Here is a 13,744-nt window from a genome sequence, read left to right on the forward strand (position 1 = left end):
TGATGGGTGGGAATCCTCTCAGAAAAAAGCTACAACAGAGATATATTAAATTGTTGGTTATTAGGAACGGGGTGTCACTAATAACCAACCAATTAAAGAATAACAAGAACAAATTAGCAAAAATGGAATCTCTATCCTACACTTACTCTACGGTTGCCTTTGAACGCGAAACTAACTCAGCAAACCCAGAAGGATATGATCTTTTTCTGCCGTTATTGCGACTGCAAGGGAAAAATCTTTTTAAGGTTTGTTTGGCGATCGCACTGCTTTCGAGTTTATGGGGAGAGCCAGCATTTGCTTTATTAAAGAAAGGCGATCGCAATTCAGATGTCAAGGATTTGCAACAAAAATTACAACGCCAGGGTTACTTTCGCGGACCGGTCACGGGATATTATGGCAGTATTACGCAAGAAGCGGTCATGCGCTTTCAACAAGCCAAAGGATTGAGTGCGGATGGTGTTGTGGGAGTGCAAACCCAAAGCAAATTACAGGGTAATTCTAGAGATTCTTTCTCTACTTTCACCTCAACAACTTCAGTGGGAAGAGGCGCGATTAAGCGTGGAGAACAAAGCGATCGCGTTAAGAAACTACAATTAACTTTACGAGAACAAGGCTATTTTGTCGGTCCTGCGACGGGATATTATGGCAGCGTTACCGAAACTAATGTGAGACGTTTTCAGCGCGATCGCGGCTTAAAAGCAGATGGGATAGCTGGGACAAAAACACAACAGGCTTTAAGGGGTTCAGCTAATATTACAACCGCAAATTCTCGCAATGAGAGCAACAATGGCGATCGCTTAAAACCTTTTATTTCTGAGAGTGAGACCTATCAGTTTTCTGAACCTTTCACTGAACCTTCCTCTGAACCTTCCTCTGAACCTTCCTCTGAACCTTCCTCTGAATCTTCCTCTGAGGCTTCTTTCCAATCTTTTGTTGAATCTTCTTCTGAGACTTTTAGCGAGTCTTTTACCGAACCCATTTCGGAATCTCTGACGCAGCAACCCAAAGCGCAGAAAATGAGCCTACACAAAACAATCTATGGCAATATTGCGCCTAAGTCTATTGTTCATTCGGGACAAGGTTTATTTTTTGCCCAAAATATGATGTACGCCCATACCATTACAGTGTACGATCGCGGCTACAATTTAGTGGCAACCATTCCTGACGCGATCGAACTGGATAAATACGGCTATTCCCAATATCAGGGCATCTATCGAGGTTCCCCCGTCGAAGCAAGTTTTTCCAATAATGGTCGTTATGCTTGGGTTTCCAACTATCAGATGTACGGAAAAGAATTCAAAAATCCAGGAAATGATAAATGCAATCCGCAGCAGCAAAAAGATAATAGTTTTTTATATCGCATTGATACCGATCGCTTCACCATCGATCGCGCCATTGAAGTCGGGTCTGTTCCTAAATATGTTGCCACAACACCGGACGATCGCTTTGTTTTAGTTAGTAATTGGTGCAGTTACGATCTAAGTGTTGTAGACAGTCAGCAAAGTCGGGAAATACAAAGAATTAAACTCGGCGCTTATCCTCGAGGAATTGTCGTCGATCGCGCTGGAGAATGGGCTTATGTTGCAGTGATGGGATCTTTTGATATTGCCAAAGTTAACCTACAAGATTTTTCCGTCGGTTGGTTAAAAAATGTCGGTAATTCACCGCGCAATCTCAATATCGATCCCAATGGTGAATATTTATATGCGAGTTTAAATGGCGAACAAAAAGTGGCAAAAATTGATTTACAAACAGGAGAAGTTATTGCCAAAGTTTCTACAGGAAAAGCCCCTCGCAGTACGGTTTTATCCGATGACGGCCAGTTTTTATATGTTGTAAACTACCACTCCGACACCCTCAGCAAAATTCGCACCCAAGATTTTCAAGTGGTCGAAACTGTAAAAACCCACGCTAAACCCATTGGCATTACCTACGATCCCCAAAGCGATCGTATTTGGGTTTCCTGTTATTCCGGTAGCATCATGATTTTCTCAGTATGATCTGTTTTTTGTTAAGTTTTGTGTATTTATATATACAAACCCATCGGAAATATAGTAAACATTAAGACATAATAAAAATTTGAGAATATATAAAAGTTATGCAGGAGAACCCAGTAAAAATCCTTTTGGTTGAGGATAATCCTGCAGAGGCTAGACTGCTACAAGAGTTATTCAGGGATGTTGAAGCAAGTCAGTTTAGCTTTTGTTGTGCCAAGCGCTTGCAGGAAGCTCTCTCTTATGTTGAAGCCGAGAGATTTGATGTCATTTTTTTAGATTTGACCCTTCCCGATAGTCAGGGCTTGGAATCCCTTAACCCTTTGCTGAAAAAAGTGCCTTATTTGCCGATCGTCGTTTTAAGTAATACCGACGATGATGAATTGGCCGTAGAAGCCGTGCGCCAAGGCGCTCAAGATTATTTAGTCAAGCGCTATATCAATCGTGAAGTATTGGTGCGCTCTTTGCGTTATGCGATCGAACGGAAACAAACCTCGGAAGCACTGCAACAAGCAAAAGAAGAGTTAGAAATGCGCGTTTTAGAGCGCACGGCAGAACTGGCCCTGGCCAATACTGCCCTTAAACAGGAAATTTGCGATCGCCAGCAAATCGAACAAGCATTATTACAAGAAAAAGAACTCGCACAAATCACCTTGCACTCTATTGGCGATGCAGTTATTACCACAGACGCAGAGGGCAGAATTCAATCCTTAAACCCCGTTGCTCAAACTCTGACGGGATGGAGTGAAGAAGAAGCAAGAGACCGTCCCTTGCAGAAAGTATTGTGGTTATTCGACACCGCAACAGGCTCTCCCATCGAAGATCCCATTACCAGGGTTTTAAACCGAGGCAATACCCTCGAACCCTCCAACCGAATGCTTTTGAGAGCAAGCGACTCTCAAGAATTTATTATTGAATATTCTGCGGCTCCGATTCGTTTAGAATGCGATCGCATCGTGGGAGCCGTATTAGTTTGTCGCGATGTCACCTACTCTCACAATCTCGCCAGCCAGCTATCCTGGCAAGCCAGCCATGATGCCTTAACTGGACTAGCCAACCGTCGGGAATTTGAGAGCAACTTACAACAAATCCTCCTAGAAGCCAAGCTGGGAAAACAGGAACACGTTCTTTGCTATCTTGACTTAGATCGCTTCAAAATCGTCAACGATACCCAAGGTCATGCAGCCGGAGACCAGCTTTTGCGCCAAATTGCCGATCTCTTGCAGGCTCAACTTCGCTCTACTGACATTCTGGCGCGTTTGGGGGGCGATGAATTTGCCATTTTGTTCCCCTATTGCTCCCTGGTTAAAGGACAGCAACTGGCCGCACGATTGATCGAAACGATTAAAGCCTTTCGTTTTAACTGGCGAGGGAAAACCTTTAGCGTGGGTGCCAGCGTTGGCTTAGTCGCGATCGATCGCAAAGTCGAAAGTGGCGCAAAACTCCTCAGTTGGGCTGATGCAGCCATGTATGCAGCCAAAGATCGCGGCGGCAATCGGACTTATATTTATCAAAATGGCGATCTCGACCTCGAGCAGCGTCAAGGGGATATGCAGTGGGTTTCGCGGATCATTAAGGCACTTGAAGACGATCTTTTTTGCCTCTACGCGCAACCCATCGCCGACTCGAGAAGAGAGAATAGATTTCATTACGAACTGTTACTGCGAATGAAAGACGATCGCGGCCGGGCGATCGCCCCAGGTACCTTTATCGCTGCGGCAGAACGTTACAATCTGATGCCGGAAATCGATCGCTGGGTAGTGCGAAAATTATTTTCTACTCTATCTGCTCATTTTCCTAGGAATCCTTCGGATCGAGGGGCTTTATCAACATGGTATGCCGTTAATTTATCGGCTTTGAGTCTGAACGATGAAGGGTTTTTTGAATTTTTACAACAGCAATTTGCTCAACATCAAATTCCACCAGAAGCGATCTGTTTTGAAATTACGGAAACGGCGGCGATCGCCAATTTAAGCAAAGCGGCTAAGTTTATTCGCAAGCTGAAGCAATTGGGGTGTTCTTTTGCCCTAGATGATTTTGGTAGCGGGATGTCTTCTTTTACCTATCTGAAAAATTTGCCTGTTGACTATCTCAAAATTGACGGTTATTTTGTCAAGAATTTGGACAGCGATCCGATTAATGTTGCCATGATTGAAGCGATTAATCGCATCGGTCATCTTATGGGTTTAAAAACCATTGCTGAATTTGTGGAAAATGATGCTATCCGAGACAAGATTACCGCGATCGGCGTGGATTATGTTCAAGGATACGGCATTGCCAAACCCCACCCATTTGAGTTGACTTTAATCCCTACAATGTCAAGTTTTAATGTGGCATAATTTAACCATAATGAAATGACCTATGATCGAACACATCGTCCTGTTTAAATGGCAAGAAAGTGCCTCTCCTGAAGCGATCGCCACGGCGATCGCGGCCTTGCAAAATCTGAAAGGGAAAATTCCGGCGATCGTCGATCTCTCCTGTGGCGAAAACTTCAGCGATCGCGCCAGAGGTTATACTCATGGCTTAACCGTCAGATTTCGCGATCGCGCTGGTTTAGAAGCCTATCAACCCCATCCTCTACACCATGACATCGTACAAAATTTGATTAAACCCATTGTTGCAGAAGTCTTAGCAGTAGATTACGAATTTTGATCGGTGATGGGTAACAAATAATTTGTTACCCACAAAAATTACAATTGATAAGGATCTTCATCGCTTAAAAAAGCAAGAAGTGTCATAGTTTCTGGCTGTTCTTGCAACCATTCTCGAATGCGTTTTGCTTCTTCATAAGAGTCCTTACCAAACTTACTAACATACATTTTATTTAACATTTCTCTGATTTCTTCATCGCGAATTTTCTTTTGCCACGACTTGGTAAACATATAATGAACTTCATCATGCAAATTGCGCTCTTTTAAAGCATCCCACTCATTTTTATCGAACCAGACTCCATTACAGCTACTGCAATGATCTAAAAAGAAATCAACACCATGACCCACTTTATATTTAATTAAAATGCGATCGCATTGCGGACATAACTTTGCTTTAGTATTATCTTTAATATCAAAAGAAACTTCCGGTTCTTTTTCTGGTAATGTTTCTTTCTGTTGATCGAGCCACTTCTGATACTCTTCTGAAGAAATCCAGTTTCCTTCACATTGAGAGCAGGTTTTAGCATTGAGATGCTCTTCTAAATTAACGGATTTTAACTGTTTTGATCTGCAAACAGGGCATTTCATGAGTGTTTTCCTCAAAATCGCTACTTCTCAGTATAAAAGAATCCCTAGGGAAGTTTAATCGATAGTCTGGTCAACACCGAGATCGTTTCTGAGGAGTTGGTTAAATTGGGCGATCGCATTTTCTCCCAACACCGCGACCAGTTCTTGTAAATTTTTCTGAAGCAGACCGGATCGGGAATTGGTAGCCGTTTTTTGTCAGTAAACTTTGCTAGGCTGAAGAACTGACAAATTGAAAAGGAGGGTTGAACCTTGGCTGTTACAATTGAATCACTTCTGACCCCAGAAATCGAAAAACCTGCTCGTTATCTTGGTAACGAACTGGGATCGGTTCATAAGCCTTGGGATAGCGCGATCGTGCGCTGGACCTTAACCTATCCAGAAGTCTACGAGGTCGGCGCGTCGAATTTAGGGCATATTATCCTCTACAATATTTTGAATGCCACCCCCGACCAACTTTGCGATCGCGCTTATCTTCCTGCTCCAGATTTAGCAAAGAAACTCCGCGACACAAAAACCGCCCTATTCGCCCTAGAATCTCGCCGTCCCCTCGCCGATTTTGATATTTTGGGGTTTAGCCTCAGCTACGAACTTGGGGCGACGAATATCCTCGAAATGCTCGATCTGGCTGGGATTCCTTTAACCTGGAAAGAGAGAGATAATCGCAATTTTCCCTTAATTTTTGCGGGAGGACAAACTGCAACCTCTAACCCCGAACCCTACGCCGATTTCTTTGATTTTATGGCTTTGGGAGATGGAGAGGAAGTCTTACCGGAAATTGGTGCGGCGATCGCCCAAAGCAAACAAGCTGGACTTTCTCACCAGGAATTACTCCTCGAACTAACAAAAGTGCCTGGGGTTTACGTGCCTCGCTTTTACGATATGGCAGAAGATGGCTCCGTGCATCCCAACCGTCCCGATGTCCCCTCCCGCATTTTGCGCCGCGTTGCCACCCCGATCCCAGAACAGTCCATCGGCCTCGTCCCCTATACTGAAACCGTCCACGATCGCCTCACTGTGGAAATTCGTCGCGGCTGTACTCGCGGCTGTCGCTTCTGTCAACCGGGAATGTTAACCCGTCCCGCCCGAGATGTGGAACCGGAAAAGGTGGTCAATGCGATCGAAAAGGGAATGCGAGAAACGGGTTATAATGAGTTCTCTTTACTTTCTCTCTCTTGTTCCGATTATCTTTCCCTTCCTGCTGTGGGCATGGAAATCAAAAACCGTCTCAAGGATGAGAATATTTCCCTGTCTCTCCCCAGTCAGCGTGTCGATCGCTTTGATGAAAATATTGCCAATATTCTCGGGGGTACGCGCCCTATTAGCATCACTTTTGCCCCAGAAGCGGGGACGCAACGAATGCGAGATATTATTAACAAAGGTTTAACTAACGAAGAACTTTTGCGAGGCATAAAAACCGCCGTCGAACAGGGTTGGGATAAAGTTAAGCTCTACTTTATGATTGGTTTACCAGGGGAAACCGATGTGGATGTGTTGGGTATTGCAGAAACCTTGCGTTGGTTGCGACGAGAATGTTATATCAAAGGACGCAAGAGCCTCAAATTTAACGTCACCATCTCCAATTTTACCCCCAAACCTCACACGCCGTTTCAGTGGCATTCTGTCTCCACTGCTGAATTTATCCGCAAGAAAGAAATCTTGTGGACAGAGTTAAAGGCTATCAAGGGCATTAAAGCCAATTTTACCGATATTCGCATCTCTGCAATGGAGGATTTTGTGGGCAGAGGCGATCGCAGACTTGCGGCGGTGGTGCGTCGTGCTTGGGAATTGGGTGCGGGGATGGATGCGTGGATGGAGAGTTTAAATCGCGCTTACGCAGCATGGGAACAGGCGATCGCTGACTCGGATCTGACTTGGAAATACCGCCAGATCGAAGAGGGAGAATGGAATGTCATGGATGCTCAAAATGCGCGTCTGGACAGCAAACGCAAACGTCCCCAATATTCCTGGGACGATCGCTTAAATTCTCGCCTTCCTTGGGATCATATTGATACAGGAATTGATAAGAATTGGTTGAAGGCAGATTTGCAACGGGCATTAGAGGAAACAACAGTGCCAGACTGTGCTTATGAAGGTTGTTCTTCCTGCGGTATTTGTGGGGATGATTTCGGTCATAATGTCGTTTTTGAACCGCCAGCTATTCCCGAATTTAAAGGACATTTTAAGCCCAATTCCGAGCGGGTGCAACGTTTCCGAGTGCATTTTGGAAAAGTGGGAGAATTGCGTTTATTGAGTCATTTGGATTTAGTGCGCCTTTTCGATCGCATCTTGCGTCGCGCTGCACTACCTATTTCCTTTACCGGAGGTTTTCATCCAGGTCCGAGGATTTCCATTGCCAGTGCGTTATCTTTGGGGATGACCAGTAGCGGAGAAATTGTTGATTTTGAGTTAACAAAGGCGATCGATCTTGAAGAATTCCGCACTAAATTAATGGAAAAATTTCCCAAGGAATTGCCGATTTATGCCGTAGAAGAAATCGATCTTAAAGCTCTTTCCGCCAATCGTGCCTTAGAAAAAGCCGAATATCTTCTTGATGTGTCCGCAGATGCTTCTAGAGAAGATTGGCAAAACTGGATCGCGGCGATCGCGCAAAGTAAAGAAATTTTGTTCCAAAAGACAACAAAATCAGGAAAAATTCGCGAGGTCAATTTGCGCGATCGCCTTTTTTCTCTGACCTTGGAAAATTCCTCTGAAGCGATGCAAATTCGCTACATCGGGAGTTATCTCAACGATGGTACAATTTTACGACCAGAACAGGTTATTTATATGTTAGAGCAAGTATCTGGAAAAGAAATTGAGCTACTGCACGCCCACCGCGATCGCCTGCTGCTTGCGGCTTAAAATCATTTCCCAGCGAAATATGTCAAAAAAATGGCCAAATTTCGCTACATTAGGGTATTAGATTTGAGTGCAGGAGTAGAGCTTTGAAAAAGGCGAACTGGCCCAATAAATCAAAAAAAATGGCTGGAAATTTGACATCTGATATTCCCGTAGCCCAGCGAGACAGACCTCAAGAGTCTGAGTCTTCTCGCGGGTTGCTGTGGCTGCTGGTGGTAGGAATAACGGGATTTGGTGCGATCGCTATAATCATTGCCTTTTTCTTCCTGAATCGAGCCACTCAACCCATTGCGACTGCTGGGGGATCGGGTTCATCTTCGGCAGTAGCGGCACCGCAAGGTGTAGAAGGAGAGAGTAACATTGCTTCAGAAGATAATGTTTTGGGTCATCTCCCCTATCAAGAAGCACCCATCGATGAATTAGTCGCAATTACCGCCGATCGCCGCATTCTCTTGCGTCAAAGTGCCGCACAAAAATTTATCATGATGGCAGAGGCAGCCAGAGCAGATGGCGTGATTCTTGCCTCCCTTTCAGGTTATCGTACCGTTGCCGAGCAGGATAGTCTCTTTTTTGAGGTGAAAGCACAGCGCCAACAAAATGCCGCCAAACGCGCCGAGGTGAGCGCTCCTCCGGGTTATAGCGAACATCATACCGGTTACGCGATCGACATTGGCGACGGAAGAACCCCCGCAACTCATTTAAGCGTTAATTTTGAAAATACGGCGGCGTTTCGCTGGTTGCAAGAAAATGCGGCGCGCTATAGTTTTGAGTTATCTTTTCCTCGCGATAATGCCCAGGGAATCAGTTACGAGCCTTGGCATTGGCGTTTTGTCGGGGATATTGACAGCCTAGAAACCTTCTACAGAGCGCAAAATACTCAAAAATAGCTTATTTGCCTATTTCCTCTTGCCTAAAAAAAATGTCTGATTACAAAATTAAAAGTCGAGAATGGTGGGTCGAGCGCTGGTTAGAATTGTTAGATTCCTATCGCTTTAAAAAGCGGCTGGAAAGGGCGAGAAAATATGCCAATGAGGGAAACGTCCTCAACATTGAATTTAGTGGCGCTCGCGTGCTGGCAAGGGTAAAAGGAAGCGAACCCGAGCCTTATCAGGTGTCCCTATCTTTAAGTCCATTCAGTAATGAAGATTGGGGCTATCTTGTGGGGACACTTTCCGAGAAAGCGATTTATTCGGCACAATTGTTGGCTGGGGAAATGCCGGACAATATTGAAGAAGTTTTTATCGCAAATGGATTGAATTTATTTCCCTTTGCTTTAGCGGATATTCATTCGCGCTGTAGTTGTCCCGATAAAGCTAATCCTTGCAAGCATATTGGAGCCGTTTACTACGATTTAGCCGATCGCTTTAGCGAAGACCCTTTTGTTTTATTTCAGTTGCGGGGACGCACAAAAGAGCAAATTTTGGAAGCCTTGCGTCAGTTGCGCGGAAAGGGGGTTAAAAATCGCCGCGATACTCCATCGGTGTCAAAAAGGCGATCGGAGGACGGTAAAAAAACAGCCTCCAAAGAACAGACGGTAAAAACCCCTTTAACTTTGGCTGGATTTTGGGACTATGATGAGCCTCTAGAATCTTCTTTGGTGGCGATCGCGCCCTCTCCAGAGAGTAAAAGCATTTTGGAATTATTGGGCAATTTACCGCTACCAGCGACGGAGGCCGCAATGGTACAACAATATCTAGAGATTGCCTACCGGGAAGTCGCACAACAGGCGATCGCCACCGCGTTAAATCGCGAAGGATAAAAAAAATCCCCAGAGTTGAACGACTCTAGGGACTTCAGGGTGCATCTACCACTTCTCTTTACTGCGTCTTAAATGCTCCTCCGGAAAATATCAAAAAAGTTTTATTCCATAATAAGGTCAATATATTTAGTGTCCTGCTTAACCAAATTGGCGCAGTTGTTGCATTTATGGTGAGACTAAGAAGTTAATTGATAGACTTATCAATCCATGACTTTAGTTCGCTCCGATCGCCCCAACTTAATAGCACTCCCAAATTCTCGTCCCATGAATGCCATTTCTCCTTCCAATGTCTCTCCTTGGTTAGCTGGTCTTGTTTATCCTCTCGGGCGTTATTGTCTTCTACCATTTTACTTTAATCAGATTGAAGTAAATGGCCAAGAAAATATCCCCCTTGATGGCCCTGTTATTTTAGCCCCCACTCATCGATCGCGTTGGGATGCACTGATTCTAGCTTATGCTGCTGGCAGATTGGTAACAGGGAGAGATGTCCGCTTTATGGTGTCGAGTAATGAAATGAATCGTAAGGTACAAGGATGGTTTATTCGTCATTTGGGGGGCTTTGCGGTGAATCCTAAGCATCCGAATTCGGCGAGTTTATCTCATAGTATCGAGCTTTTATGCCAAGGTGAAATGCTGGCAATTTTTCCAGAGGGAGATATTTATCACCAGCGTTGTATTGAATCTTTAAAACGAGGTTTAGCGGCGATCGCCTTACAAGCTCAAGCCAAACTCGCGGAAGAAACTGTTAAAATTGTTCCCATTAGCATTCATTATTCCCAACTTTATCCGGGTTGGGGATGCGATGTTAAAGTGGATATTGGTAATGCGATCGAGGTTTCTCGCTATGGGACTGGGAAATCTAGCAAAAAGGTTTCTCAAAAACTAACTGCCGATTTAGAAGATGCGTTGAAGGGTTTACACGAACTTGAAGAGATTCAAGATTATGTTCTTTGTTAGATATTGTCCTGTTGGCTACACTACAATCGACCATTCAGAGATAATCCAATATCAACCCATTTCCGAGACTTGCTATTGGGAAATGCAGTTATCGAGGAGAATGGTTTGGGTTGCTTGAATCAGTTGTTCAAACTGAAAATTATCGACCAAGTGGGTTAAAGAATGGGCGATTTCGGGATGGCGATCGCGAATCTGTTCGATAAGTTTTATCACGCGATCGCTATCTGCTTCAACACAAGATTGATTCACAGATACAATCCAATCAATAGGTACGGCTTTCAGTTGCATACTCAAATCTTTAATATCTGTAGGCTTATCGACGGGTAACAGAGAGGATGTATCGGGTTCATCGTAAATGTAACGAACTCCTAAATATTTTGCCATCCTATCAAAAAGAACGGCTTCTTGAAAAGGTTTACTCACAAAATCATTGCATCCTGCTTCAAATACGGCTGCTCTTTCGTCATCAAGCACGCTAGCCGTTAAAGCAATAATAATAACAGGTTGGGCTTCTTTTCTCTTTTCTTCAAGATTACGAATGTAACGAGTTGCTTCATAACCGTCCATTTTTGGCATTTGAATGTCCATCCAGATCAGTTGAGGTTGCCAACTTTCCCAAAGGGCGATCGCCTCTTTCCCATCATTAGCTTCTCGAACTTCAAAACCAACAGAAACAAGCAGTTCATTTAATAATAAGCGATTTTCGAGTCGATCGTCTACGATCGCGATACGATAATTGGGCAGATCGGGTTGTAGTGCGATCGCTCGTCGTGTCTCGATTTCAGTTTCAACTCCTTCTGATTCTACCCGTTCTGCGTCAATCGAAAAGGCAAAGATTGTTCCTTTCCCAACAATACTACTCGCAGTAATTTCTCCTCCCATCAAACCTACAAATCTTTGAGAGATTGGCAATCCCAAACCCGTTCCTTTACCCGAATTTCTACCAGTTTCTGTTTGCACGAAGGCTTCAAACAGGCGATCGATTTCTTCCGGTGCAATTCCCTCTCCAGTATCTTCTATTTCAAAGTTAATTTTGTTGATATCATCATTTTCTAGTTCTGATATTTTTGATGAAACCCGCAACACGACACGACCTATTTTTGTGAATTTAATGGCATTTCCCAATAAGTTTATCAAAACTTGACGCAATTTTCCTTCATCCGTTTTGATGTACTGAGGGAGATGGGAACTGCGTTCAAAAATTAGCTGAATGTTCTGATTTTCTGCTTTCAATCGCAGCATATTTTCAACTGTATCGAGCAAACGATATAAATCAAAACCATTTTCATTTAAGATCATTCTCCCTGCTTCAATTTTTGACATATCTAAAACATCATTAATGAGAGAGAGTAAATGTTCACCACTCCGAAGCACAATATCTAAGTTTTTTTGATGATGGCGATCGAGAGCTGGATCGCGATTCATTAATTGTGTAAATCCTAAAATTGCATTGAGAGGAGTTCGCAATTCATGACTCATACTGGCTAAAAATTGAGATTTTGCTCGGTTAGCAACTTCTGCTTTTTCTCGCTCTTTTTCAATTGTTTCTATTTGAGTCTGAATTTGCGAAGACATGATTAAAAAAGTTTCAGTTAATATGCCAACTTCATCATCTCCTTGAGGTAAACTATTTGCTTTTACAAAATTTCCTGCTGCAATTTCTTGCATCCCTTTGGCGAGTTCTTGTAAACGAGAGACTAACTCTTGAGCGCTGCGAATTTGTAAGAACATAAAAATAACAAGTGTTACTAATGCACCGCCAAAAATAATCAAGGTTTGATACAAGGAATTACGACGTTGTTGGCGTAATTTTTCCGCAGTTGAATTTAATAAAATATCGATCAGTTCGTGAGTTTTAATAAGCTCAGGAGCAATCAGATCGTACTGTAATGTACTTTCAGCCATGACCAATTCTAATTCTAGAGTATTTGCGGTGAGTTGAGAGACAAGTTCCCGATAGCGATCGAGTTCTATTTGTAATATATTTTTACGATTTAATGAAATATTTTCAATCTGGATTTCATCTCTTAACTTTGATGTTCTTTCAATTAATCCATCAGCAATTCTCATGTCTAAAGAATTGCTAAAGTCTTTTTCATCAAGCTGCATTTGCATAAATTTAACGATCAACTTTTCCTGATTGGCTAGTTCTAAATTATATTTAACTTTTTCTTTCACTTCTTGTATTGCTAAGAGAATTCCTTCTTTTTCCATTAAACCCATATTTTTTTGGATTTTCAAAATATGATTAACAGAATTGTGGTATTTGTCTAAGATTTTTGTTATATTATTAAGTATCTCAAGAATTTCTTTCTCATCTTGACAATCTTTTTTTAATTCTTTGGATAAAATTAAAATTGAATCGATCCGTTTCTCAAAGCTCTGAAAAAACTTCAAGTTTCGCGAATTAATCATCTGAGATTCATCTAATCTCGCTAAGGTCATTTCTAACTTGATATGAGCCAGTTTATCTTTGAGTTCTAGATATTGCGATTGTTGTTTTAAAATAAAATCGGTTTTTGAGCGATCGCGAAAATCCAAAAAAGCCAAGGCTACGATCAAAAACAAAGCAACACCTGCAACCAAAGAAAATTGATGCAAAATAGTATGTTTTTGTTTTTTCATTCGCGATCGCATTCAATAACAGGATTAGTTTGATGTTATTTTCGACAAGTATCTTGCTGTCTTCCGATCGACCGATCGAACAGCAAGATATTGTTTTGTAGAAATCCTCGATTTAAAGATCCGCAGGAGATTTACTAGAAATTTTCGGCCAAGTTGCGGTTACTTTCTCCAAGTTTCCTTTGGTATCTTGAAAGAACTTAGTTTTAACTTCTTCATTGAGGAAAACATAGAGTTTATTTTCATACAGCGACCACACATTCGGATCGCCATCAAACTTTTTCCCCAAAACAACACCAAAGGTACAATAACCA

Annotated in this window: 9 protein-coding genes and 1 pseudogene; 7 read left to right on the plus strand and 3 right to left on the minus strand. The window is 42.8% G+C overall.

Translation table 11 applies throughout. The features are described from left to right. The first annotated feature begins 122 nt into the window (after positions 1 to 122). The 3 genes from VB714_RS19435 (at position 123) to VB714_RS19445 (ending at position 4,649) form a co-directional block, all read left to right on the plus strand. Positions 123 to 2,000, plus strand: coding sequence for a peptidoglycan-binding protein (locus tag VB714_RS19435; RefSeq protein ID WP_323226321.1), 1,878 nt, complete (start codon positions 123 to 125; stop codon positions 1,998 to 2,000). A gap of 98 nt (positions 2,001 to 2,098) precedes the next feature. Continuing rightward, positions 2,099 to 4,333: an EAL domain-containing protein gene (locus tag VB714_RS19440; protein ID WP_323226322.1), complete on the plus strand. Its 2,235-nt coding sequence runs from the start codon at positions 2,099 to 2,101 to the stop codon at positions 4,331 to 4,333. A 22-nt stretch (positions 4,334 to 4,355) separates the two neighbouring features. Next, on the plus strand, positions 4,356 to 4,649 hold the full coding sequence (locus VB714_RS19445) for a Dabb family protein (protein WP_323226323.1): 294 nt from the start codon (positions 4,356 to 4,358) through the stop codon (positions 4,647 to 4,649). Between the two features lie 38 nt (positions 4,650 to 4,687). On the opposite strand, the gene VB714_RS19450 is transcribed toward VB714_RS19445, so the two are convergent. After that, a complete protein-coding gene (locus VB714_RS19450) occupies positions 4,688 to 5,236 on the minus strand; it encodes a zf-TFIIB domain-containing protein (protein WP_323226324.1) in 549 nt (182 codons plus the stop codon). Positions 5,237 to 5,485: 249 nt separating this feature from the next. Here VB714_RS19450 and VB714_RS19455 point away from each other — a divergent pair, with 249 nt between their 5' ends. The 4 genes from VB714_RS19455 to VB714_RS19470 all read left to right on the plus strand — a co-directional run bounded on the left by VB714_RS19455 (position 5,486) and on the right by VB714_RS19470 (position 10,808). Further along, positions 5,486 to 8,095 carry a TIGR03960 family B12-binding radical SAM protein gene (locus VB714_RS19455; protein WP_323226325.1) on the plus strand — a complete coding sequence of 870 codons (2,610 nt, stop codon included), beginning with the start codon at positions 5,486 to 5,488 and terminating at the stop codon, positions 8,093 to 8,095. 119 nt (positions 8,096 to 8,214) lie between these two features. Continuing rightward, complete coding sequence (locus VB714_RS19460; protein WP_323226326.1) at positions 8,215 to 8,979, plus strand: M15 family metallopeptidase; 765 nt, start codon at positions 8,215 to 8,217, stop codon at positions 8,977 to 8,979. 32 nt (positions 8,980 to 9,011) lie between these two features. Beyond that, positions 9,012 to 9,851, plus strand: coding sequence for an SWIM zinc finger family protein (locus tag VB714_RS19465; RefSeq protein ID WP_323226327.1), 840 nt, complete (start codon positions 9,012 to 9,014; stop codon positions 9,849 to 9,851). Between the two features lie 207 nt (positions 9,852 to 10,058). Then, complete coding sequence (locus VB714_RS19470) at positions 10,059 to 10,808, plus strand: 1-acyl-sn-glycerol-3-phosphate acyltransferase (protein ID WP_323226329.1); 750 nt, start codon at positions 10,059 to 10,061, stop codon at positions 10,806 to 10,808. Positions 10,809 to 10,880: 72 nt separating this feature from the next. On the opposite strand, the gene VB714_RS19475 is transcribed toward VB714_RS19470, so the two are convergent. Both VB714_RS19475 and VB714_RS19480 read right to left on the minus strand, forming a co-directional pair. After that, the gene (locus tag VB714_RS19475; protein WP_323226330.1) at positions 10,881 to 13,433 is read right to left on the minus strand and encodes an ATP-binding protein; all 2,553 of its coding nucleotides are present in this window, start codon (positions 13,431 to 13,433) and stop codon (positions 10,881 to 10,883) included. A 112-nt stretch (positions 13,434 to 13,545) separates the two neighbouring features. Continuing rightward, positions 13,546 to 13,744, minus strand: a pseudogene (locus VB714_RS19480) (YHS domain-containing protein); the annotation flags it as partial.

The sequence above is a fragment of the Spirulina sp. 06S082 genome (assembly GCF_034932145.1).
Classification (GTDB): Bacteria; Cyanobacteriota; Cyanobacteriia; order Cyanobacteriales; family Spirulinaceae; genus CCY15215.